The organism is Allobosea sp. NPDC003192 (assembly GCF_050275675.1).
In the GTDB taxonomy this organism is placed as follows: domain Bacteria; phylum Pseudomonadota; class Alphaproteobacteria; order Rhizobiales; family Beijerinckiaceae; genus Allobosea.
Genome location: NZ_JBNNPK010000003.1, coordinates 188892 through 210304, shown reverse-complemented (window position 1 = coordinate 210304; position 21413 = coordinate 188892). Strand labels below are relative to the sequence as shown.

The following is a 21413-nucleotide window of genomic DNA, read 5'->3' as shown; positions in this document are numbered from 1 at the left end:
GCTTTCCTGCGAAGATGCCTAGAGGAAGCCGATGGAGAACCACGGCACGGCGGCGACGATGACGAGGCCGACCAAAAGGGCCGCGACATAGGCCCAGATGTATTTCAGCCCCTCGTCGGGATTGATCTTCGAGATCGCGCAGGCGCCGTAATAGCCGACGCCGAAAGGCGGGGCGAAAAGGCCGATGCCCATCGCGAAGATCACGACCATCGAATAGTGCACCTCGTGCACGCCGATCTGCTTGGCGATCGGGAAGAGCAGCGGCCCGAACAGCACGATCGCCGGGATGCCCTCGAGCACGCTGCCGAGGATGACGAAAGCGACGATCGAGATGGCGAGGAAGCCCCAGGTACCGCCGGGCACCGCCGCCATGACCTTGGCGAGGTCCTGCGAGAAGCCCGACTGCGTCAGCCCCCAGGCCATGGCCGTGGCGCAGCCGATGATGAAGATGATCGCGCCGGTGAGCGAGGCCGTATCGACCAGCATGCGCTTGAGCCGGCGCCAGTCGAACTGCCGATAGATCAGGATGCCGGCCAGCACCGCATAGGCGATGCCGATGGTCGAGACCTCGGTCGCGGTGGCGACTCCCTCGACGACGGCGGCGCGGATGACGAAGGGCAGCGCAATGGCCGGCGCCGCGATCAGGCAGAGCTTGCCGATTTCGCGCTTCGAATATTTGGTGACGTGGCTGAGATCCTCGCCCCGGTTGCGCCACCAGACGACGAAGCAAAGCGCGATGCCGAGCACGACCGCCGGCAGCATGCCGCCGGTGAACAGAGCCGCGATCGAGACGCCGGTGACCGAGCCGATGGTGATCAGCACGATCGAGGGCGGGATCGTCTCGGTCTGGGCTCCCGTCGCCGAGAGCAGCGCGACGAGGTCGCCGGGCTTGGCGCCGCGCTTTTGCATCTCCGGGAACAGCACCGGGGCGATCGCCGCCATGTCGGCGATCTTCGAGCCGGAAATGCCGGAGACCAGATACATCGCGCCGACCAGCACATAGGACAGCCCGCCGCGGACATGGCCGAGCAGCGAGGCCAGGAACTGGATCATGGCGCGCGCCATGCCGGTCATCTCGATCAGAGCGCCCAGGAAGATGAACAGCGGCACCGCGAGCAGGATGAGATGGCTCATGCCCTCGTCGAGGCGGCCGACCATCACGACCATCGGCGTCGAGGTCGTCAGCGAGAGATAGCCGAAGGTGGCGAGCGCGAAGGAGAAGGCGATCGGCACGCCAGCGAAGACGTTCGCCGCGACGATCCCGACGAAGAAGATCACCAGATTGAGCTTGCCGAGCGGCTTCAGAACCGGTCCGAGCAGCCAGAACAGGACGACGAGGGCGACCGTGATTCCGACCGCGAGCGCGACGGTCTTCCAGGCACCGAAGCGCAGCAGCCGGCAGAAGGCGGCGAACAGCATCAGCACGATGCCGATCGGCAACGCCGCGGCGCGCCAGGAGTTGGCGATCTCCAGCGCGGGCGTGACGATGAAGCGTTCGTCCTCGGCGTATTCGAGCGCGTCCGGCAGGATCATCACCAGGAAGGCGATCGCCGCGGTGATGGCGAGCGCCTCCAGCAGGATCCGCGCCTGCGGGCCGACGCGGGTGACGAGCCCGGTCATGCGCATGTGCTCGCCGCGGCGCAGCGCCACGACCGCACCGAGCATGGAGAGCCAGAGGAACAGGATCGAGGCGAGCTCGTCCGACCAGACCAATGGCGCGTGGAAGGCGTAGCGAGCCGTGACGCCCGCCCCGAGGATGACGATCTCGGCGAGGACGAGCACGGCCGCGACCAGCTCCACAACCGTGCCAACGGCGCGGTCGAGCCTGTCGGCGAGGCGACCGAGGCCGGTCGCCGGCATGGCCGGCGACGGCAGGGTGGCGGCGTGAGCATCCATGGCGTGTCCTCGAAATCCGGTCCCGGCAAGCTGGAGCCGGATCCGATCAGATTGGTTCAATCTGATCGGTGAATCCGTCTCCAATCTAACCTGAGAGACCGTTTTGCCGATCGGCTTGCAGGGCAAGCTGATCGGAACGGGCTCTAGGCGAGCTTGCCGACCGCTCCCTCGAGCAGGCTCCAGGCCTCGGCGCCGAAGCGCTCCTGCCATTCCTTGTAGAACCCGCCATCGCGGAGCTTGGCCCGGAAGCTGTCGGGGTTGGTCTTGTTGAAGGCAAGCCCCTTGGATTGCAGATCGGCCTGCACGGTTTCGTTGAGGCTCTTGATGTCGCCGCGCTGGGCGACGCCGGCATCGTTGATGGCCGACGCCACGATCTTCTGGATATCAGCAGGCAGGCCGCGCCAGGCGCGGCCATTGGCGATGAACCAGAAACCGTCCCAGATATGGTTCGAGACCGCGCAGCTCTTCTGCACCTCATAGAGCTTGGCGACCTGGATGATCGGCAGCGGGTTCTCCTGCGCGTCGACCACCTTGGTCTGCAGCGCCGAGTAGACCTCGGAGAACTGCAGGCTGGCGGGCGCCGCGCCGAGCGCCTTGAACATCGAGATCGACAACGGCGAGACCGGGACGCGGATCTTGAGCGAAGCCATGTCGGCGGCCTGCTCGATCGCTTTGCCGGAGGTGGTCATCTGGCGGAAGCCGTTGTCCCACATCTTCTCGAAGGCGTAGAGATTGACCTTCTCGATGGCGGCGCGGACATGCGCGCCGACCGGCCCGTCCATCGCCTTCCAGACCTGATCGTAATCGGCGAAGGCGAAGCCGACCGCGTTGATCGCTGCGACCGGCACCAGGGTCGCGATCACCAGCGCCGACGGGGTGAAGAAGGTGATGCCGCCATTGCGGACCTGGCTCAGCATGTCGGTGTCGCCGCCGAGCTGGTTGTTCGGGAAGATCTTGATCTCCACCCGCCCGTTCGTTTCCTTGGCGACGCGCTCGGCCGCCTGCTGGGCGCGGATGTTGAGCGGGTGGCTGAGCGGCAGGTTGTTGCCGTATTTCAGCTCGATCTCGGCGGCCCGCGCGATCATCGGCATGCCGATCAGCGATGCGGCGGGGGCGGCGGCGAGGCCCTTGATGAGCGTGCGGCGGCTCGGTCCGGTCATGATGTCCTCCCTGGACGGCTGATGCGATTTGATCGCTCTTGAGTGCTTGACGCTCAGCATAGAAATCGCCTCTGATGGTCTTCAAGCTCATTTTCTGATGGCTTTTGATGTAATGAATGCACCGATACCCAAGCTTGCTGACGAGACCCCGCGCCGCCGCCAGATGGCGCGGGTCGAGGATGTCGCGCGCCTTGCCGGCGTCTCGACGGCGACGGTTGACCGCGTGCTGAACCAGCGGCCGGGCGTGCGGCCCGCCACGGTGCAGCGCGTGCTGAAGGCGGCTGGCGAGCTCGGCTATGTCATGGAGGGCGCACTGCCGGCGAGCGCGCTCAGGCCCCTGCGGCTCGGCTTCCTGCTGCCGGCCGGGAACAATCGCTTCCTCGGCATGCTCGGCCGGCTGATCGCGGGATCGCAGGACCAGCTGGCGTCGTTCAACATGCGCGCCAGGGTCGAGCATATCGAGAGCTTCAAGCCGGAGCTGCTCGCCCATGAGCTCCGGCGGATCGGCCGCGAGGTCGACGGCGTCGCCTTCATGGCGCTGGAGCATCCGACCGTGCGCGAGGCGGTCGATTTGCTCGCCGAGCGCGGCGTGCCGAGCGTCACGCTGATCTCCGATATCGCCAACACCGCCCGCGCCGCCTATGTCGGGCTCGACAACCGCGCCGCCGGCCGCACCGCCGGCCAGCTCATCGCGCGCTTCATCGGGCCGCGACTGGCGAAGGTCGCGATGATCGCCGGCAGCCTGAGCTACCGCGCCCATGAGGAGCGCGAGATGGGCTTCCTGCATCTGTTCGAGGAGCTCTATCCGGACATCGAGGTCGTCGGCCTGCGCGAGGGTCATGACGACGAGGCCAAGAACTATCGCCAGACCAAGACCCTGCTCGGCCAGCATCCGGACCTCGCCGGCATCTACAATATCGGCGGCGGGCCGGAAGGCATCGCCCGGGCGCTGAAGGAGGCCGGGCGGCAGGATATCGTCTTCGTCGGCCATGGTTTGACGCCTGAGACGCGCGGCCTGCTCGTCGACGGCACCATGGACGCGGTGATCACGCAGCAGCCGCTGGCGACGCTGATGAGCTGCGTTGCGATCTTCGCAAACCTGCGCGCCGGGCGGCCGGCGGCGGAAGGCACGGCGCGGCCCGGCATCGAGATCGTGCTGCGCGAGAACCTGCCCTGACGAGGCGGGGCTGAGGTTCAGCCCTGCGCCACCATTGCCCGCCTGACGATCCCCGCCAGCTCCGGCGCGGGATCGAGCGTGCCGAAGACATAGCCCCAGTCGGCATCGAGCCGCGAGCGGCAGAAGGTCTCGAACACCGTTTCGTCGGCGTGCTTCCTCAGCTCCGAGGCCTGCAGCGCATAGGCCATCAGATTGGCGAGCCGGCGACCATGGCCGTCATCGTTGCGCGGTTTGGCGGCCTCGTCGCCGAGCCGGTCGAGCCAGCGGTCGAGGGCACGGTTGGCGCCGCGCGCCGCGCCGACCTCGGTCATGAAGGCCTCCTTGGTCCGGGGCTCGCGATTGAAGGCGCGCAGCACGTCCATGCACATCATGTTCGAGGTGCCCTCCCAGATCGCGTTGAGCGGCGCCTCGCGATAGAGCCGCGCCATCGGGTTCTCCTCGATGAAGCCGTTGCCGCCATGGCATTCCAGCGCTTCGACGACGAAGGCGGCGGCGCGCTTGCAGTTCCAGAACTTGGCCAGCGGGGTGGTGACGCGGGCGAGATGGCGCTCCTGCTCGGTTGTTTCCATCGCATCGGTCGCGGCAGCGACCCTGAAGGCCATCAGCGTCGAGGCCTCGGAGTCGATCGCGAGATCGGCGAGGATATTGGTCATCATCGGCTGCTCGGCGAGCGAGGAGCCGAAGCCGCGGCGCGACTGGGTGTGGTTGAGCGCCAGCGTCAGCGCCTGGCGCATCAGCCCGGCCGAACCGACGGCGAAGTCGAGCCGGGTGAGATGGGCGTGGCTGAGAATCTCCTTGATGCCCGCCCCCTCCTCGCCGACCAGCCAGCCGAGGCACTCGCGGAACTCGACTTCGGAGGAGGCGTTGGAGCGGTTGCCGGCCTTGTCCTTGAGGCGCTGGATCTGCAGGCTGTTGCGGCTGCCATCGGGCAGGAAGCCCGGGCAGAACAGGCAGGAGACGCCGCTCTGCGTCTGCGCCAGGGTGAAGAACCCGTCCGATTGCGGCACCGAGAAGAACCATTTGTGGCCGGTGATCAGATAGACCCGGCCCTCCGGCGTATCCTCAAGGTACTGTGCCGTCGTCTGGGTCTGGCGCAAGTCCGAGCCGCCCTGCTTCTCGGTCATCGCATAGCCGATGCTGGCGCCCGCCTTCTGCGCCACCGGCAGCGGGCGCTTGTCGTAACGGCCCGAGGTGATCTTCTGCCGCCAGAGCGCAAACTCCGGCTGGGCGAGGCCGGGGAACGCGGCATAAGTCATGCCAGTCGGACACCCGACGCCGTGTTCGACCTGGTTCCAGAGATAGGACAGCACCGCGCGGGCGAGATGGCCGTTCGGCTCCTTCGTCGTCCAGGCGAGCGAGGGTACCTCGTGGGCGAAGGCGAGGCTCATCAGTTCGTGCCAGGCCGGGTGGAACTCGATCCAGTCGATGCGATTGCCGTAGCGGTCATGACTCCGCAGTTCCGGCCCATGGCGGTTGGCGAGGCGGGCGAGCTCCTGCACCTCGGCATCGCCGGCCTGGGCGCCGAGCGCCGTCGCCTTGTCAGCGACCCAGGGCGCGCCGCGCGCGACGATGCCCTGCAGCACCGCATCGCCGGAAAAAGCGTTCCAGCCGGTGGCGGGCCGGGCCTGATTGAGGACCTGATGGGTGGCGTAAGCGTGCACGGTCATTCCGCCGCCTCCTGTGTCGTCACGCGTTCGGGTACCTCGCAGCCGGTCACGCAGCAGCGGCCGGGCTGCTTCGAGACGCGCGAGCCATCAGCGAGCACGCCGCGATCGAGCAGGCTCTCGACCAGCGCGACCTTTTCCATCACCGGATAGTTGCGCCAGATCTCGCGCTTCATCGCCTCGGGCGAGCCGCCGCCGTGCAGGGAGATCACCGAATACCAGCCGGCCTCCTTGGACACCGTGAGGTCCTCGATGAAGCGGGCGACCTCGGCGCGCTGCTCATAGGGGATGTCCGGCCGCCCGGTCAGCACGGCCGAGAGCGAGGCGGCGGTCTCAGGGTTATGATCCTCGTCCGGACCGGGCAGGGCGACGACGAGGCCGCCGGAGACGTAATGAGCGATGCGGTGCATGTCGTAGATCTTGGTAGCGAGCAGCAGCTTGCCGATATTGGCGAAAACTGCGTCGGGCATCGCCACGCCCGAGGCGTCCTTGCTGCAATAGACGGAGGCGGCGACACCGCAGGCGAAGAAGCTCTCGGTGATGGTGATCAGCTCGACGAGCTGCTCGCGGACATGCGAATGCCTGTCGGCATCGAGCCCGTTGGCCTCTACCATCAACGCACCCGCGCCGATCAGGAGATCGCCGAAGCCAGCCCGCGCCGCGATGCAGCTATGGCGGTGATGGGTGGCATAGCTGGTGGTGAGATAGCCCGCTTCCTCGGTCTCGCCGGCCATGAAGACCCGCTCCCAGGGCACGAAGACGTCGTCGAACATCACGGCGCCGGTCGACTGGCCGTATTTCGCCGAGAATTTCGCGGCGGGATCGCCCGGCCGTCCCGCCGGGCGGGCGACGATGGTGATCCCCTCAGCGTCGCAGGGCACGGAGCAGCAGACGGCGAAATCCTCATCGCCCTCACCGTGGGTGCGGCAGGGCATCACCAGGAATTCGTGGACATAGGGCGCGCCGGTGACGATCGCCTTGGTGCCGCGGATGACGATACCGTCCGCCCGGCGCTCCTTGATGTGGACGTAGGAATCGCGATTGGCCTGCAGGCCCGGCCGCAGCGAGCGGTCGCCCTTGGCGTCGGTCATGGCGACGCCGCAGGTCAGGTCCTCGTCCTGGATGCGGTGCAGATAGGCGAGGAAGCGCTGGGTGTAGTCGGTGCTGTGATTGGCGTCGGCCCGCACCGTCGCCTGCAGGATACCGTTGAAGGCGTCATGGCTGAGATAGCGCTGGGCGCAGCCGGAAATCTTGCAGACCAGGCGCACCGCCTCGAGCTTGGCGAGCAGGTCGCTCGATGAGGCATCGATATGGAGCATGCGGTTGACGGTGCGGCCGGAGGAGCCCTGCACCGCCGTCATGATCGGCCGATAGGCCTCGTCATGGGCGAGATCATAGGTCACGCCGATGCCGTTTATGCCCGGCAGCAGGAGCTTCTCGTCAGCGACGCTCTCGACCCGCTGTCCACCGACGAAGACGCGCGGTTGGTAGGCGCGCAGGGATTCGCGATAGCCGGCTGCATCCATCAGCATGATAGCCTCCTCCCGGTTGTTGCCGTTAAAATTGAACGGCGTTAGATTTTCGTCAAGAGGATTGGAGGCATTCCAAGGTGAGCGAGGGGACAGCGGGCCGGAAGCGCGGCCGCTATGCCGCGACAGACGCAAAGCGCGAGGGCATCGTCGCCGCCGCGCGCGCCGTGTTCGAGCGCGAGGGGCTGGACGGCGCCTCGCTCCGAGCGATCGCGGCTGAGGCCGGCTACACGCCGGCGGCGCTCTATTTCCATTTCGACTCGAAGGAAGCGCTCTATGCCGAGGTGCTCGGCCGCTCGATCGCCGGACTGCAAGAAGCGGTCGATAAGGCGGTCACCGCTGCGGGAACGCCGCCGGAGCGCTTCTCGGCAGCTGCCCTCGCCTTCTTCGACTTCTACGCCGCAAACCCGCGCGACCTCGATCTCGGCTTCTACCTGTTCCGCGGCGGGATGCGCCCGCACGGACTTGGCCGGGAGCGCGACAAGGCGCTGAACGAGGCGCTGGAAGCGACCCTGGCGCCGATCCGCGAGGCGGCCCTGGCGCTCGGCGCCGATGCCGCGCAAGCCGACTTGATCATGACCGACGCCTTCGCCCATGCTTCCGGCGTGCTGCTCCTGGCGCATACGCGGCGCATCCGCATGTTCGGCACGCCGCCGCGCGCGCTGATGGAGCGCCATGTCGAAACCGAGCTCGACCGGCTCCTGCGGAGATGACGCCGATGCCTCTCATGAACATCAACCGGTCCCGTCTCGTGATCATCGACTTCCAGGCGCGGTTGATGCCGGCGATCCATGACGGGCCGCGCCTCGTCGCCAATGTGGCAAAACTGGTGGCGGCGGCGAAGCTGCTGGAGGTGCCGATCGTGATGACCGAGCAGAACCCGGCCGGGCTCGGTGCGACCGTTCCGGAGCTGGCTGACGCTGCACCCGCCATCGCCAAGATGAGCTTCGATTCCTGCGGTGCGCCAGATTTCATCGACGCCATCGCCGGGGATGACGACCTCATCCTCTGCGGCTGCGAGGCGCATGTCTGCGTCGGCCAGACCGCGCTCTCGCTGCTGGAGAACAAGCGTCGCGTCCTGGTGGTGCAGGATGCTGTCGGCTCGCGGGCGCCGGAGAGCAAGGAGGTGGCGTTGCGCCGACTGGAGCGGAACGGCGCCGAGATCGTCACCACCGAGATGGTGGTGTTCGAATGGCTACGCACGGCCGAGCACCCGCAGTTCCGCGCCGCCGCCAAGCTGATCAAGTGAGCCCACCCATGCCGCGGCCCGCTTTCTGGTATTTCGACATCATCTCGCCCTTCGCGCATCTGGCGCTGACGCGGCTGGGTGCGATCCGGGAGCGCCGGCCGGTCGTGCTGAAGCCGATCGTCTTCGGCGGGGTGCTCAAGGCCTGGGGCCAGCTCGGGCCGGCCGAGATCGCGCCAAAGCGCGTCCATACCTACAGGCTGGCGACGCATCTGGCGCAGGGCATGGGCGTGCCCTTCCGCTTCCCGCCGGCCCATCCCTTCAATCCGCTCGCCATGCTGCGCCTGCTGACCGCGCTCGACGGCAATGAGGCGGCGGTGACCACCGCCTTTCGCCTCGTCTGGGGCGAGGGGCGCGACGCCAACGATCCCCGGGTCCTGCAGCAGGTCGCCGCTGCCGCCGGCCGCCCCGATGCCGCGGCGCTGATCGGCGAACAGGTAGTCAAGGACCAGCTGCGCCAGGCGACCGAGGAGGCGGTCGCTGCCGGCGTCTTCGGCGTGCCGAGCCTGATGATCGACGGGGAGGTGTTCTGGGGCGCCGACGCGATGGCGATGGCGCAGGACTATCTCGCCGATCCCGCAGCGTTCCGCAGCGGGGAGATGGGAGCGCGTCTCCAGCTTGCCTAAGGGAATCCAGCGGCAGCGCTAGACGGGAGGCGGGGGAACCGCCCGGCCACAGCCACAGTTTCACGATGTTGTCGGTTTACGCCTCTCACCCGGAGGCGGATGATCCATCGCCGACGACGAAAGGAGACGCCGATGCTGCGCCGTTCGTTCCTGAAATTCGGTCTTGCCGGTCTCGCCGCGCCGAATCTGATCCTGCGCAGCGCGCAGGCGACCGGCCAGACCCAGCCCGGTAGCCCGTTCATCGTCACCTATTTCGAGGTGCCGGACGTCAAGGGCTCGCGCGACGTCACCGACGCCGGCGATGGCACGATCTGGGTCTGCGGCCAGCGCAACGGCGTGCTCGGGCGCTTCGATCCACGTACCGGCCAGACCAAGGTGATCCCGCTCGGCGATGGCGCAGCCCCGCATGGCGTGGTGCGCGGCCCGGATGGCGCGGCCTGGGTCACCGAGGGCGGCCAGAACGCCATCGCCCGCATCGATGACAAGACGCACAAGGTCGATCTGTTCAAGCTGCCGGAAGGACGCGAGCGCGCCAATCTCAACACGCCGGTCTTCGACAAGGCCGGCACGCTCTGGTTCAGCGGTCAGAACGGCATCATCGGCCGGCTCGATCCCAAATCGGGCAAGATGGATATCTTCGACGCGCCGCGCGGCGCCGGCCCCTATGGCATGACGCGCACCCCCGCCGGCGAGATCTGGTTCGCCTCGCTCGCCGGCAACTATATCGCCAGGATCAACACCCAGAGCGGCGCCTTCAACGTGATCGACCCGCCGACCGAGGGCCAGGGCGCGCGCCGGGTCTGGTCGGATTCGAAGAACCGGATCTGGGTCAGCGAGTGGAACTCCGGCCAGGTCTCGTCCTTCGACACCGAGAGCGGCAGCTGGAAGGGCTGGAAGCTGCCCGGCAACAAGCCACGGACCTATTCGGTCTATGTCGACGATGCCGACAAGGTCTGGCTCACCGACTTCGCTCTCAACAGCATCGTCCGCTTCGACCCCCTGACCGAGGCGTTCGACAGCTTCCCGAGCGACAAGCCCGGCGCCAATGTCCGCCAGATGGACGGGCGGAGCGGCGAAGCCTGGGGCGGCGAGAGCGGCACCAACCGGCTGGTGCGCATCCAGACGGTCAAGCCGGCGTGAGGAGAGCCGTCGCGGCGGCACTCGTCGCGCTCGGGCTGGCAACGACGGCCGTGGCCAGGGCGCAGGAGGGAGCGGTCGTGTTCAAGGCCTGCCAGGCCTGCCACAGCCTGGACCCGGCCAAGACCGGCATGGCCGGGCCGCATCTTGCCAATCTCGGCGGACGCCCGCTCGGCTCTGCCGAGGGCTTCGATTACTCGCCAGCGTTCAGGGCCGCGAAAGCGCAAAGGCTCGCATGGGATCGCGAGCGGCTGCTCAGCTATCTCGCCGATCCCGATGCGGTCGTGCAAGGCGGCTGGATGAGCCCGCCCACCGGCCTCAGCGCGGCGGACCGGGCTGCCGTGGCGGACTACCTGCTCAACCGCTAGCGTCTGCCCTCAGAGCGGCTTCTTGATCCATTTGGCTATGACGCCGACGATGCCTTCGCGGAACAGCAGCACGCAGGCGACGAAGATCACGCCCTGGACGACGAGCACCCAGGAACCGAGGCCGGCGAGATAGTTCTGCATGGCGACGATGACCGCGGCCCCGACGATCGGGCCGAAGACGGTGCCGAGGCCGCCGACCAGCGTCATCAGCACGACCTCGCCCGACATCGTCCAGTAGACGTCGGTGAGCGAGGCCAGCTGGAAGACGATCGCCTTGGTGGCGCCGGCGAGGCCCGCGAGCCCGGCCGAGAGCACGAAGACGGCGAGCTTGTACTGGCTGGCGCGGTAGCCGAGCGAGATGGCGCGCGGCTCGTTGTCCCTGATCGCCTTGCAGACTTGGCCGAAGGGCGAGTGGATGATGCGGTAGATCAGCAGCAGCCCGCCCATGAAGATGGCTGCGACCAGCCAATAGAGGGCGCGGTCATCGGCGAGGCTGATGAGACCGAAGAGCTTGCCGCGCGGCACCGCCTGGATGCCGTCCTCGCCACCGGTGAAGCGCGGCGTCTGCAGCGAGAAGAAGAAGGCCATCTGCGCCAGCGCCAAGGTGATCATGGCGAAGTAGATGCCCTGGCGGCGGATGGCGAGCGCGCCGAAGACCAGCCCGAGTAGGGCGGCGACGGCCGTACCGAGCAGGATCGCCAGCTCCGGCGTCAGGCCCCAGTTCTTCGCTGTATAGGCGCTGACATAGCTCGCCATGCCGAAATAGGCGGCGTGGCCGAAGGAGAGCAGACCGCCGTACCCGAGCAGAAGATTGAAGGCGAGCGCGAATAGCGCGAAGCACAGCACCTTCATCACGAAGACGGGGTAGGCGACGAAGGGCGCGACCGCGAGCAGCACCGCGATCGCGATGAAGAGGTTGCGGTGCAGGCGCGCGGCGCTGTCGTCTGTCTCGGCGACGGCGGCGGCGGTCGGGGTATCGCCGGAAGCAAGGTCGGTCATGTCTTTGGGTCCTTGCGTCCTCAGGCGGTGCGGCCGAACAGGCCGGCGGGCTTCACCAGCAGCACCAGCACCATGATGATGAAGATCACGGTCGATGAGGCCTCAGGGTAGAACACCTTGGTCAGGCCCTCGATCAGGCCGAGCGAGAAGCCGGTGACGATCGCGCCCATGATCGAGCCCATGCCGCCGATGACGACGACGGCGAAGACGACGATGATCAGATCGGCGCCCATGTTCGGGTTGACCGCGTAGATCGGCGCGGCGAGCACGCCGGCGAAGGCGGCGAGCGCGACGCCGAAGCCGTAGGTCAGCGTCACCAGGAGCGGCACGTTGATGCCGAAGGCCTGGGTCAGGGTCGGGTTCTCCGTCGCGGCGCGCAAGTAGGCGCCGAGCTTGGTCTTCTCGATCATGAACCAGGTCAGGAGACAAACAATGAGCGAGGCGACGACGACCCAGCCGCGATAGGTCGGCAGGAACATGAAGCCGAGATTCGTGCCACCGGTGAGCTGTGGCGGGATGCCGTAAGGCAGGCCGGAGGAGCCGTAATAATTGCGGAACAGGCCTTGGATGATCAGCGCCAGGCCGAAGGTCAGCAGCAGCCCGTAGAGGTGGTCGACATGGGCGATGCGCTTGAGCAGAAAGCGCTCGATCACGACGCCGGTGGCGCCGACCACGACCGGTGCGAGCAGCAGCGCCGCCCAGTAATTGATGCCGAGATAGTTCAGGCACATCCAGGCGACGAAGGCGCCCATCATGTACTGCGCGCCATGGGTGAAGTTGATGATGTTGAGCAGGCCGAAGATCACCGCCAGCCCCAGCGACAGGATCGCGTAGAACGAGCCGTTGATCAGGCCGAGAAGGACCTGGCCGAACAGCGCCTGCGGCGGCACGCCTAGAAGTTCGAACATCGGATCGACCGTTCCGTGAAAACTGGTCCGGGGCCGGTTGCGGCCCCGGAAAGAGATGTCGTGCGGACTACCTTCAGCCCGTCGTCACTTGACGAGCGAGCAGCCGGTCTCGGCGAGCGGCTGGAAGGCTTCCTCGCCCGACAGCACGGCGATCTGCTTGTAGTAGTCCCACGGGCCCTTCGACTCGGACGGCTTCTTGACCTCGTAGAGATACATCGAGTGCATCTTGCGGCCGTTGACGCGGATCGAGCCCTTGCCGAACAGCGGATCGTCGGTCGGCATCTCCTTCATCTTGGCCATGACGACGGCGGCGTCCTTGCTCTTGGTCGCCTCGACCGCCTTCAGATAGTGCAGCAGGCCGGAATAGACGCCCGCCTGCACCATGGTCGGCTTCTTGCCGCCGTTCAGCTTGGCGAAGCGCTCGGAGAAGGCGCGAGTGCCGTCATCACGATCCCAATAGAAGGATTCGGTCAGCACCAGGCCCTGCGCCGCCTGCAGCCCGAGCGCATGCACGTCGCTGGCGAAGGTCAGGAGGCCGGCGAGCTTCTGGCCGCCCTGGGTGATGCCGAACTCGCTCGCCTGCTTGACCGAGTTGGTCAGGTCGCCGCCGGCATTGGCGAGGCCGATGACCTTGGCCTTGGAAGCCTGGGCCTGCAGCAGGAAGGAGGAGAAGTCCGTGCCCGGGAAAGGCGTGCGCACCGCACCCAGCACCTTGCCGCCGGCCTTGGTGACGACGGCGGCGGTATCGCGCTCGAGTGCATGGCCGAAGGCGTAGTCGGCGGTGAGGAAGAACCAGCTGTCGCCGCCCGCCTTCACCATGGCGCCGCCCGTGCCCTGGGCGAGCGCATAGGTGTCATAGGTCCAGTGGACAGTGTTCGGGCTGCAGGCCTTGCCGGTCAGGTCCGAGGTGCCGGCGCCGGAATTGATGAGGATCTTGTTCTTGTCCTTGGTGATCTGGCTGACGGCCAGCGCCACCGAGGAGGTCGGCACGTCGAGGATCAGGTCGACGCCATCCTGATCGTACCATTGCCGGGTGATGGTCGAGCCGACATCGGGCTTGTTCTGATGGTCGGCCGAGACGATCTCGACCTTGATGCCCTTCTCCGCCGCCTTGAAATCCTCGACCGCCAGCCGCGCGGCGATCACCGAACCCTCGCCGGAGAGGTCGGCATAGATACCGGAACGATCGTTGAGCACGCCCGCCTTGACCGAGATCTGCTGCGCCAGCGCCGGCGCGGCCATCAGCGCGCCGAGCGCCGTAGCCGCAAGCAATGTCTTGAGCTTCATGGTTGGTCTCCCTGGGGATCTCTAAGAATTCGAACGGTTCTTGTTGGACGCCCTGCGTCAGACTCCGAGATAGGTGTGGAGCTTGTCGATATTGGCGTCGAGTTCTGCATTTTGGATCATGTCGACGACCTTGCCCTGCTCCACCACGTAGTGGCGGTCGGCGACGGTCTGGGCGAAGCGGAAGTTCTGCTCGACCAGAACGATGGTGAAGCCCTTCTGCTTCAGCATGCGGATGGTGGCGCCGATCTGGTCGATGATGACAGGCGCGAGCCCTTCCGTCGGCTCGTCGAGCAGGAGCAGGTTGGCGCCGGTGCGCAGGATGCGCCCGATCGCCAGCATCTGCTGCTCGCCGCCCGAGAGCTTGGTGCCCTGGCTCTTCAGCCGCTCCTTCAGGTTCGGGAAGAGCGTGAAGATCTGCTCGACCGGGAGCCCACCCGGCTTCACCTGCGGCGGCAGCATCAGGTTCTCCTCGACCGAGAGGGTCGAGTAGATGCCGCGCTCCTCCGGGACATAGCCGATGCCGAGCCGGGCGATGGCGCGCGAGGGCAGCGCAATCGTCTCCTGGCCGGAAAAGGTGATCGAGCCCTTGCGCTTGCCGATCACGCCCATGATCGACTTCAGCGTCGTGGTCTTGCCGGCGCCGTTGCGGCCGAGCAGCGTCACCACTTCGCCTTCGCCGACATCGAGATCGATGCCATGAAGGACATGGCTCTCGCCATACCAGGCTTCCAGCCCGCGCACCGCCAGCAGCGGCTTGCCGCCGGCCACCGCCGGGCGTTCCAGCACGGCTTCAGTGACCATGGCCGACTCCCGATCCGATATAAGCTTCGACCACGCGCGGATCCTTCGAGACGGTGGCATAGTCTCCCTCGGCCAGAACCTGGCCGCGGGCGAGCACCGTGATGCGATCGCAGAGCGAGGCGACCACCGAGAGATTGTGCTCGACCATCAGGATGGTGCGGTTGGCGGAAACCTTGCGGATCAGCGCCTCGATGCGCTCGATGTCCTCGCGACCCATGCCGGCCATCGGCTCGTCGAGCAGCAGCATCTCGGGGTCGAGCGCCAGCGTGGTCGCGATCTCCAGGGCGCGCTTGCGGCCATAGGAGAGTTCACCGGCCGGCAGCTCGGCGAAGGCCGAGAGGCCGACCGCGTCGACCAGGCGCAACGCCTCCGCGTCGAGCGAGGACAGCGCCCGCTCGGACCGCCAGAAGTCGAAATTGTCGCCGCGCTTGCGTTGCAGCGCGACGCGGACATTGGTCTTGACCGAGAGCTGCGGGAACACCGCCGAGATCTGGAAGGACCGTACCAGGCCGAGCCTGGCGATCTCCGCCGGCCTCTCGCCCGTGATGTCTCGGCCGTTATAGACGATCTGCCCCCGCGTCGGTGGCAGGAACTTGGTCAAAAGATTGAAGCAGGTCGTCTTGCCCGCCCCGTTCGGCCCGATCAAAGCGTGGATCGACCCACGCCGAACCTTTAGATCAACACCATTCACCGCCGTGAAGCCGGCAAATTCTTTCGTGAGGCCTGAGGTCGAGAGAATAGTATCCTCAGACATCCCTAGCTAACCTTACCCATTGTTCGTTTCCCGGGCGGCATGCTGCACCGCGCATAACGCCCATGTCAACGGCGCGGGTGTGCGCAAAACCCCATACCAACCCGCGAACCGCCCGCCGCTAGACGAAAGGCCTATGCCTAAAGACCAATAAGCCGCTGGATCAGCCCCGCCGCGTCACATCCGGCGCGACAGCGGCCGCGAAGACCGCCGCGATCTCGCGCAGCCGCACGAGATAATCCTCGCAGGACGGCTGGTCGCCATATTTCGCACCCGCAGCAGCGCGCATCATCGTCGTGATCAGGCTGTTCAGGGACAGGCCGCTACGCGCAATGGCGATCTCGCCCCGCGCCGCCGCATCCTCGAACAGGTCGCCGGCGAAGCGAACGAAGAGCATTTCGAAGGCGGCGAGTTCGTCTCCGGCGATCGCGACCATCACCGCCTTGAGCTCGCCCAGGTGCTCGCCGGCGCTGAAGGCGCTGTAGGCGGCGCCATGATGCGCCTCCATCAGCGCGGCCAGTCTCTCCGAGAACGGGCCCCGCGTCGCCAGCGCCTCGCGGCAACGTGTCTCGACACGCCCGCCGAGGCTCGCGAGCATGGCCCGGAAGACGTCGTCCTTGCCCTTGAAATGGAGGTAGAGCGTGGCGCGGGCGACCCCGGCCTCACGCGCGATGTCGTCCATCGAGGTGCGCTTGTAGCCATAGCGGGCAAAGAGGCGCAGGGCCGCCTCCGCGATCTGCTCGATGCGGCCCTTGCCGTCCTCTGCGGACGTTGCGGAACTTTCGCTGCGGTCGCTCATTTGCAGTCTTGACAGAATCCAAACTGTCGGCGACTATTCTAATTAGACGCAAATCGTCTAACTCGTCTAGTCGCGCGACCCAAGACGACGGATCACCGCCCGCCTTCTGATATGTCAGAACGGGCCTTCGAGCGAGCCTCGATCCGGCAGCCCTGGTGCCGCGCTGTGTCATGCCCAGCGAGCCAGAGAGGCAGCCATGGCCCATACCATCACAATCAACGGAACGCGCCACAGCGTCGATGTCGACGACGACACCCCGCTGCTCTGGGTGCTGCGCGACAATCTCGGCCTGACCGGCACCAAATTCGGCTGCGGCGTCGCGCAATGCGGCGCCTGCACCGTCTATATGGACGGCCAGCCGCTGCGCTCCTGCTCCATGCCGGTCTCGGCCATCGGGGATGCGAAAATCACCACGATCGAGGCACTCTCCGGCAAGGAGGCCGACGCCGTCCAGGCCGCCTGGGTCAAGCACGACGTGCCGCAATGTGGCTATTGCCAGTCCGGCCAGGTGATGAGCGCGATCGCCCTGCTCAAGGAGATCCGCAAGCCGACCGACCGCGACATCGACCTCGCCATGAACGGCAATCTCTGCCGCTGCGCCACCTATGTCCGCATCCGCGCCGCGATCCACGACGCCGCGCGCACGCTGGAGGGCTGACCATGACCGCGCACGACATCTCCCTTTCGCGCCGCAACCTCCTGAAGGGCGCCGGCGCGCTCGTCATCGGCATGAGCCTGCCGCAGGCCGGCCGGGCGCAATCGGGTGCGGCGCAGGCCTTCCGGCCAGGCGGAAACGCGACCTTTGCGCCGAACGCGTTCATCCGGATCGCGCAGGACGACACCGTCACGGTGCTGGTCAAGCATATCGAGTTCGGCCAGGGGCCCTTCACCGGGCTCGCCACGCTCGCAGCCGAGGAGCTCGACGCCGACTGGAGCCAGATGCGGGCCGAGCATGCCCCCGCCGACGTCAAGCTTTACGCCAACCTCGCCTTCGGCGTGCAGGGCACCGGCGGCTCGACGGCGATCGCCAATTCCTACGAGCAGATGCGCAAGGCCGGCGCCACCGCCCGAGCCATGCTGGTGCAGGCCGCTGCCGAGGCCTGGAAGGTTCCGGCGGCCGAGATCAGCGTCGAGAAGGGCGTGCTCAAGCATGCCTCCGGCAAGCAGGGCCGCTTCGGCGAGTTCGCCGCGGCCGCCTCCAAGCTCGAGGCTCCGGCCGAGGTCAAGCTCAAGGACGCTGCGCAGTTCCGGCTGATCGGCAAGGAAGGTGCGGTCAAGCGCCTCGACAGCCCGGGCAAATCCACCGGCAAGACGCAGTTCACCATCGACATCCGCACGCCGGAGATGCTGACGGTCGTCGTCGCCCGGCCGCCACGCTTCGGCGGCAAGGTCGCTTCCTTCGACGCAACCGAGGCGAAGAAGATCAAGGGCGTCGTCGACGTCCTTCAGATCGGCTCGGGTGTCGCCGTCTACGGCACCGGCATGTGGCCGGCGCTGAAGGGGCGTGAAGCCCTGAAGGTGACCTGGGACGAGAGCGGCGCCGAGAAGCGCGGCAGCCGCGAGCTGATCGCCGAATATCGCAAGCTCGCCCGCACGGAAGGCACGCTCGCCGGCAAGCATGGCGACGCCGAGGCGGTGCTCGCCAAGGCCGATAAGGTGGTCGAGGCGGAATATGTCTTCCCCTATCTGGCGCATGCGCCGATGGAGCCGCTCGACGGCTATCTCGAATGGAATGCGCAGGGCGCGCTGGCCCGCTTCGGCAGCCAGTTCCAGACCACCGAGCACCAGACGATCGCGACGATCCTCGAGCTGCCGCCGGAGAAGGTGCAGCTTGAGACGATGCTGGCCGGCGGCAGCTTCGGCCGGCGCGCGCAGGTTAGCCAGCATCTTGCGGCGGAACTCGCCATGGTCGGCAAGGCGATCGGCCCGAACCGGCCGGTCAAGCTGGTCTGGACCCGCGAGGACGATCTTTCCGGCGGCTATTACCGGCCGCTCTTCCTGCATCGCATGCGCGGTGCGGTGAATGATGGAAAGATCACCGCCTGGAGCAACGCGATCGTCGGCCAGTCCTTCTTCTTGGGCACGCCGTTCGAGGCAATGACGGTGAAGGACGGCATCGACGCCACCATGGTCGAGGGCGCGAACGAGCTCCCCTATGAGGTCGCCGATTTCCGCTGCGAGGTCCACACGACCAAGGTCGGCGTGCCGACCCTGTGGTGGCGTTCGGTCGGCCACACCCATACCGGCTATGCGGTCGAATGCTTCATCGACCAGCTGCTGCAGGCGGCGGGCCAGGACCCGGTCGCCGGGCGGCTCGCCCTGATGGGCAAGGAGCCGCGTCTGGCAAACGTGCTCAAGGCCGTCGCGGACCTCGCCAAATGGAACGGTCCCGGCCCCGCTAACGGTCGCGCCCGCGGCGTCGGCGTGGTCGAGAGCTTCGGCTCCTATGTGGCGCAGATCGCCGAGGTCTCGCTCGGCGAGGGTGGCGAGCCCAAGGTTCACAAGGTCTGGTGCGCGATCGACTGCGGCGTGGCCGTCAATCCCGACATTATCCGCGCCCAGATCGAGGGCGGCATCGGCTTCGGCCTGGGGCATGCCCTCTACGGCGAATTGACGCTCGACCAGGGCAAGCCGGTCCAGACCAATTTCGACAGCTATCGCTCGCTGCGCATCCACGAGATGCCGGAGGTCGAGGTCAGGATCGTGCCATCCGCCGAGAAGCCGACCGGCGTCGGCGAGCCGGGCGTGCCGCCGATCGGGCCGGCGGTCGCCAATGCGCTGGCGCGGCTGGGACGCGAGCGGCCGCTCTCGCTGCCCATGGTCGGGGGGACGGTGTGATGCGCGCCCTCGCCCTTGCCATCGGGGCTGCCGCGGGCACCTTGCTGCTCGGCAGCGCCTTGACGCTGGCGCAGACAGCACCAGCGTCACAGCCGGCTGCGACGTTGCGCCCGGCGGCGAGCTTCGCCAACATCGCCAATCAGCGCGACCGCTCGGTCGCGCTGTTCACCGAGATCGGCAAGGTGCTGCAGCATCCGCGCTGCATGAACTGCCACCCGGCGACGGAACGGCCGCGCCAGAGCGATGCCAGGCGGCTGCACCAGCCCATGGTGGTGCGCGGCAAGGACGGGCATGGCGCGCCCGGCCTCGCCTGCACCACCTGCCATGGCAAGCAGAACTTCGACCCGGCCGGAATCCCCGGCGACGGCCACTGGGCGCTGGCCCCGGCCTCGATGGCCTGGGAGGGCAAGACGCTCGGCCAGATCTGCGAGCAGCTCAAGGACCAGAACCGCAATGGCAGCCGCGACCTCGCGGCGATCGTCAAGCATGTCACATCGGACACGCTGGTGCTCTGGGGCTGGAACCCCGGCAAGGGCCGCCAGCCGGCACCGGGGACGAATGCGCAGTTCGGCGAGTTGATGCAGGCCTGGGCCGATAGCGGAGCTGCGTGCCCGGCGGGGTAGCGAACGCCGAGGGAAGCCATCCGAAAGGCTGTATCCGGCCTGCGGCACCGCGCCTCGACGGGAAGATCGGCCGAAAGCCCATCCAACCAAGGTCGGTTTCGTCGCGCAGCCGGAAAGCTTCAGGATCATCGCAAATACCCCGAATCAAAGGGGGAACGCAGCCCAGCCGCTTTGCGATGGTTCCCCAACGGAGACGCTGTAGAAATTCCCGCGCCCTTCGCCTTGGGGGGACAGGGAGGCGAAGGGCGCGGGGTACGGCCGCTCAGAAGCGGTCGTAGCGGTCGTGATGGCGGCGGCCATGAGCCGGGGCCCAAGGCGGCGGGCCGCCATGCCTGCGGCCATAACCATAGCCATAGCCGCGGTCATAGCCGCGATCGCGATAGCCGTAGCGCTGCTGGCGCTCCAGATTGCGCTGGATCTCCCACATCCGGTGCTCGCGGTTGTGGCGGACATAGGTGGCCTCGACCTTGTCGAGCGCGGCGGCGGCGCTGAAACTCTCGCTTGCGGCCGCCGGGGTCACGGCAGCGCCGAGCGCGATCGTAGCGGCGATGAGAAGGTGTCGCATGGGCATCTCCTTTCGGTTGCCGCGATAAGAGCGGACCTGTCTGGAACTCCGCCTGAACGGAATTGTTCGCTGCCGTTCATCTTCGCGGTGTTCCGGCGGTGTCGCCGAGTGGCTAGGATGCCGCCATGACCGTGCCGCCCGACTTCGTCCACGCCTCGCGCGACCTCGAACGCTTCCTGCTCGATGCCCGCGACCAGCTTAGCCATGCGACCACGCACCAGACCTGGCAGTCGGTGTTCGCTGTCATCGTCACCTTCCGGGCGCGCCTGACCGTGCCGCAGGTGATCGCCTTCGCCCAGGCGCTGCCACCGCTGCTCGGCGCGATGGTCCTGCTCGACTGGGATCCGAGCGTGGAGCCGAAACCCTTTGCGTCGCGGGCCGAGCTGGCGCGGGAGGCGATGGCTTTTCGCGGCGATCACAGCATCCTGCCGGAGAGCGGCATCGCCGATGTCGCCGCCGCGCTCTGGCGAAACGTCGACCGGCGCGGCTTCGAGCGCCTGCTGGAAACGCTGCCGACGGAGGCTCGGGATTTCTGGGCTGTGCCCTAAGCGTCAGGCGTTCGGCCCGCCTTCGATCTCGCTTGCCCATGCCAGCGCCGCGTCGAACTCCGCCGGCTTGAAGCTCCTGACCTCGACGAAAGGCACGAGCGGGCTCGTGATCGCGACCAGCGTCTCGATCCAGCCCTTGTCGGTGACCACGGCCTCGCGCGGGAAGCGATGCCATTGCAGGATCTTGCCGAAGCCGTAGCGCGCATCCTTGAGGCCGGCGCGGAAGGTCATGTCCTCGAAGCCGGTGAGGTCGGCGAGGATGCCGAGCTTCTCGTGGCGTTCGAGCTTGGCCTCGATCTCGGCGATCAGCCTGTCGAAATCGGGCTCGTCGAGCGTGCCGGTGATGCGGAAGGCCGCGACATGGTCGGCGGCGGGAAGGATGTCGAGCATGGCGGGCTCCTGGCGTCTGCTGGGAACAACGCAGGCGTGCGCGCGAAGTTCGCAGGCGAACCATCTTCGAAGCGAAGCGTTGGCAACAGGAGGGGGCTCAA

The 21413-nt window shown here is 67.0% G+C and carries 22 protein-coding genes; 10 read left to right on the top strand and 12 right to left on the bottom strand.

The window, feature by feature from the left end; translation table 11 throughout:
- Positions 1 to 18 precede the first annotated feature (18 nt).
- Both ACQKLX_RS06180 and ACQKLX_RS06175 read right to left on the bottom strand, forming a co-directional pair.
- On the bottom strand, positions 19 to 1860 hold the full coding sequence (locus ACQKLX_RS06180) for a TRAP transporter large permease (protein ID WP_427360679.1): 1842 nt from the start codon (positions 1858 to 1860) through the stop codon (positions 19 to 21).
- 179 nt (positions 1861 to 2039) lie between these two features.
- Entirely contained in the window at positions 2040 to 3056 is a 1017-nt protein-coding gene (locus ACQKLX_RS06175; protein WP_427360442.1) for a TRAP transporter substrate-binding protein, read from the bottom strand.
- Positions 3057 to 3168: 112 nt separating this feature from the next.
- Between ACQKLX_RS06175 and ACQKLX_RS06170 the strand changes: the two genes are divergently transcribed.
- The gene (locus tag ACQKLX_RS06170) at positions 3169 to 4233 is read left to right on the top strand and encodes a LacI family DNA-binding transcriptional regulator (protein ID WP_427360440.1); all 1065 of its coding nucleotides are present in this window, start codon (positions 3169 to 3171) and stop codon (positions 4231 to 4233) included.
- Between the two features lie 17 nt (positions 4234 to 4250).
- Here ACQKLX_RS06170 and ACQKLX_RS06165 read toward each other — a convergent pair whose 3' ends face one another.
- Both ACQKLX_RS06165 and ACQKLX_RS06160 read right to left on the bottom strand, forming a co-directional pair.
- Entirely contained in the window at positions 4251 to 5900 is a 1650-nt protein-coding gene (locus ACQKLX_RS06165; RefSeq protein ID WP_427360438.1) for an acyl-CoA dehydrogenase family protein, read from the bottom strand.
- Complete coding sequence (locus ACQKLX_RS06160) at positions 5897 to 7429, bottom strand: 4-hydroxyphenylacetate 3-hydroxylase family protein (protein ID WP_427360436.1); 1533 nt, start codon at positions 7427 to 7429, stop codon at positions 5897 to 5899. The genes ACQKLX_RS06165 and ACQKLX_RS06160 overlap by 4 nt, the downstream gene beginning before the upstream one ends.
- A gap of 77 nt (positions 7430 to 7506) precedes the next feature.
- Between ACQKLX_RS06160 and ACQKLX_RS06155 the strand changes: the two genes are divergently transcribed.
- The 5 genes from ACQKLX_RS06155 to ACQKLX_RS06135 all read left to right on the top strand — a co-directional run bounded on the left by ACQKLX_RS06155 (position 7507) and on the right by ACQKLX_RS06135 (position 10803).
- Positions 7507 to 8139: a TetR/AcrR family transcriptional regulator gene (locus ACQKLX_RS06155; RefSeq protein WP_427360434.1), complete on the top strand. Its 633-nt coding sequence runs from the start codon at positions 7507 to 7509 to the stop codon at positions 8137 to 8139.
- Between the two features lie 5 nt (positions 8140 to 8144).
- Complete coding sequence (locus tag ACQKLX_RS06150; RefSeq protein ID WP_427360433.1) at positions 8145 to 8675, top strand: hydrolase; 531 nt, start codon at positions 8145 to 8147, stop codon at positions 8673 to 8675.
- Between the two features lie 8 nt (positions 8676 to 8683).
- A complete protein-coding gene (locus tag ACQKLX_RS06145; protein WP_427360431.1) occupies positions 8684 to 9298 on the top strand; it encodes a 2-hydroxychromene-2-carboxylate isomerase in 615 nt (204 codons plus the stop codon).
- Between the two features lie 132 nt (positions 9299 to 9430).
- Complete coding sequence (locus tag ACQKLX_RS06140; protein WP_427360429.1) at positions 9431 to 10438, top strand: Vgb family protein; 1008 nt, start codon at positions 9431 to 9433, stop codon at positions 10436 to 10438.
- Entirely contained in the window at positions 10435 to 10803 is a 369-nt protein-coding gene (locus ACQKLX_RS06135) for a c-type cytochrome (protein ID WP_427360427.1), read from the top strand. Before ACQKLX_RS06140 ends, ACQKLX_RS06135 begins: the two co-directional genes overlap by 4 nt.
- 9 nt (positions 10804 to 10812) lie before the next feature.
- Here ACQKLX_RS06135 and ACQKLX_RS06130 read toward each other — a convergent pair whose 3' ends face one another.
- The 6 genes from ACQKLX_RS06130 to ACQKLX_RS06105 form a co-directional block, all read right to left on the bottom strand.
- Positions 10813 to 11802, bottom strand: coding sequence for a branched-chain amino acid ABC transporter permease (locus tag ACQKLX_RS06130; RefSeq protein ID WP_427360425.1), 990 nt, complete (start codon positions 11800 to 11802; stop codon positions 10813 to 10815).
- Positions 11803 to 11822: 20 nt separating this feature from the next.
- The gene (locus ACQKLX_RS06125) at positions 11823 to 12710 is read right to left on the bottom strand and encodes a branched-chain amino acid ABC transporter permease (protein WP_427360423.1); all 888 of its coding nucleotides are present in this window, start codon (positions 12708 to 12710) and stop codon (positions 11823 to 11825) included.
- Positions 12711 to 12794: 84 nt separating this feature from the next.
- A complete protein-coding gene (locus tag ACQKLX_RS06120; protein ID WP_427360421.1) occupies positions 12795 to 13997 on the bottom strand; it encodes an ABC transporter substrate-binding protein in 1203 nt (400 codons plus the stop codon).
- A 57-nt stretch (positions 13998 to 14054) separates the two neighbouring features.
- Positions 14055 to 14798 carry an ABC transporter ATP-binding protein gene (locus ACQKLX_RS06115; RefSeq protein ID WP_427360419.1) on the bottom strand — a complete coding sequence of 248 codons (744 nt, stop codon included), beginning with the start codon at positions 14796 to 14798 and terminating at the stop codon, positions 14055 to 14057.
- Positions 14788 to 15552 (bottom strand): ABC transporter ATP-binding protein, encoded by a 765-nt coding sequence (locus ACQKLX_RS06110; RefSeq protein WP_427360417.1) that lies wholly within the window; start codon positions 15550 to 15552, stop codon positions 14788 to 14790. The genes ACQKLX_RS06115 and ACQKLX_RS06110 overlap by 11 nt, the downstream gene beginning before the upstream one ends.
- Positions 15553 to 15712: 160 nt before the next feature.
- Positions 15713 to 16348, bottom strand: a complete 636-nt coding sequence (locus ACQKLX_RS06105) for a TetR/AcrR family transcriptional regulator (protein WP_427360416.1) — start codon at positions 16346 to 16348, stop codon at positions 15713 to 15715.
- Positions 16349 to 16544: 196 nt separating this feature from the next.
- On the opposite strand from ACQKLX_RS06105, the gene ACQKLX_RS06100 reads away from it, so the two are divergent.
- The 3 genes from ACQKLX_RS06100 to ACQKLX_RS06090 are packed head-to-tail and all read left to right on the top strand — an operon-like array spanning position 16545 to position 19809.
- A complete protein-coding gene (locus ACQKLX_RS06100; RefSeq protein WP_427360414.1) occupies positions 16545 to 17006 on the top strand; it encodes a (2Fe-2S)-binding protein in 462 nt (153 codons plus the stop codon).
- Positions 17007 to 17008: 2 nt separating this feature from the next.
- Positions 17009 to 19186, top strand: coding sequence for a xanthine dehydrogenase family protein molybdopterin-binding subunit (locus tag ACQKLX_RS06095; protein ID WP_427360412.1), 2178 nt, complete (start codon positions 17009 to 17011; stop codon positions 19184 to 19186).
- Positions 19186 to 19809 carry an Isoquinoline 1-oxidoreductase subunit gene (locus ACQKLX_RS06090; RefSeq protein ID WP_427360410.1) on the top strand — a complete coding sequence of 208 codons (624 nt, stop codon included), beginning with the start codon at positions 19186 to 19188 and terminating at the stop codon, positions 19807 to 19809. The genes ACQKLX_RS06095 and ACQKLX_RS06090 overlap by 1 nt, the downstream gene beginning before the upstream one ends.
- 262 nt (positions 19810 to 20071) lie before the next feature.
- Here ACQKLX_RS06090 and ACQKLX_RS06085 read toward each other — a convergent pair whose 3' ends face one another.
- Complete coding sequence (locus ACQKLX_RS06085) at positions 20072 to 20374, bottom strand: hypothetical protein (protein ID WP_427360408.1); 303 nt, start codon at positions 20372 to 20374, stop codon at positions 20072 to 20074.
- A gap of 125 nt (positions 20375 to 20499) precedes the next feature.
- Between ACQKLX_RS06085 and ACQKLX_RS06080 the strand changes: the two genes are divergently transcribed.
- Entirely contained in the window at positions 20500 to 20922 is a 423-nt protein-coding gene (locus ACQKLX_RS06080) for a DUF2267 domain-containing protein (protein ID WP_427360406.1), read from the top strand.
- 3 nt (positions 20923 to 20925) lie between these two features.
- On the opposite strand, the gene ACQKLX_RS06075 is transcribed toward ACQKLX_RS06080, so the two are convergent.
- Positions 20926 to 21312 (bottom strand): SpoIIAA family protein, encoded by a 387-nt coding sequence (locus ACQKLX_RS06075; protein ID WP_427360404.1) that lies wholly within the window; start codon positions 21310 to 21312, stop codon positions 20926 to 20928.
- Positions 21313 to 21413: the final 101 nt, after the last annotated feature.

Coding starts and splice junctions, on each gene's coding strand:
- ACQKLX_RS06180 (WP_427360679.1), bottom strand. CDS start 1,860: ATGCCGGCGACCGGCCTCGGTCGCCTCGCCGACAGGCTCGACCGCGCC.
- ACQKLX_RS06175 (WP_427360442.1), bottom strand. CDS start 3,056: ATGACCGGACCGAGCCGCCGCACGCTCATCAAGGGCCTCGCCGCCGCC.
- ACQKLX_RS06170 (WP_427360440.1), top strand. CDS start 3,169: ATGAATGCACCGATACCCAAGCTTGCTGACGAGACCCCGCGCCGCCGC.
- ACQKLX_RS06165 (WP_427360438.1), bottom strand. CDS start 5,900: ATGACCGTGCACGCTTACGCCACCCATCAGGTCCTCAATCAGGCCCGG.
- ACQKLX_RS06160 (WP_427360436.1), bottom strand. CDS start 7,429: ATGCTGATGGATGCAGCCGGCTATCGCGAATCCCTGCGCGCCTACCAA.
- ACQKLX_RS06150 (WP_427360433.1), top strand. CDS start 8,145: ATGCCTCTCATGAACATCAACCGGTCCCGTCTCGTGATCATCGACTTC.
- ACQKLX_RS06145 (WP_427360431.1), top strand. CDS start 8,684: ATGCCGCGGCCCGCTTTCTGGTATTTCGACATCATCTCGCCCTTCGCG.
- ACQKLX_RS06140 (WP_427360429.1), top strand. CDS start 9,431: ATGCTGCGCCGTTCGTTCCTGAAATTCGGTCTTGCCGGTCTCGCCGCG.
- ACQKLX_RS06130 (WP_427360425.1), bottom strand. CDS start 11,802: ATGACCGACCTTGCTTCCGGCGATACCCCGACCGCCGCCGCCGTCGCC.
- ACQKLX_RS06125 (WP_427360423.1), bottom strand. CDS start 12,710: ATGTTCGAACTTCTAGGCGTGCCGCCGCAGGCGCTGTTCGGCCAGGTC.
- ACQKLX_RS06120 (WP_427360421.1), bottom strand. CDS start 13,997: ATGAAGCTCAAGACATTGCTTGCGGCTACGGCGCTCGGCGCGCTGATG.
- ACQKLX_RS06115 (WP_427360419.1), bottom strand. CDS start 14,798: ATGGTCACTGAAGCCGTGCTGGAACGCCCGGCGGTGGCCGGCGGCAAG.
- ACQKLX_RS06110 (WP_427360417.1), bottom strand. CDS start 15,552: ATGTCTGAGGATACTATTCTCTCGACCTCAGGCCTCACGAAAGAATTT.
- ACQKLX_RS06105 (WP_427360416.1), bottom strand. CDS start 16,348: ATGAGCGACCGCAGCGAAAGTTCCGCAACGTCCGCAGAGGACGGCAAG.
- ACQKLX_RS06100 (WP_427360414.1), top strand. CDS start 16,545: ATGGCCCATACCATCACAATCAACGGAACGCGCCACAGCGTCGATGTC.
- ACQKLX_RS06095 (WP_427360412.1), top strand. CDS start 17,009: ATGACCGCGCACGACATCTCCCTTTCGCGCCGCAACCTCCTGAAGGGC.
- ACQKLX_RS06090 (WP_427360410.1), top strand. CDS start 19,186: ATGCGCGCCCTCGCCCTTGCCATCGGGGCTGCCGCGGGCACCTTGCTG.
- ACQKLX_RS06085 (WP_427360408.1), bottom strand. CDS start 20,374: ATGCGACACCTTCTCATCGCCGCTACGATCGCGCTCGGCGCTGCCGTG.
- ACQKLX_RS06080 (WP_427360406.1), top strand. CDS start 20,500: ATGACCGTGCCGCCCGACTTCGTCCACGCCTCGCGCGACCTCGAACGC.
- ACQKLX_RS06075 (WP_427360404.1), bottom strand. CDS start 21,312: ATGCTCGACATCCTTCCCGCCGCCGACCATGTCGCGGCCTTCCGCATC.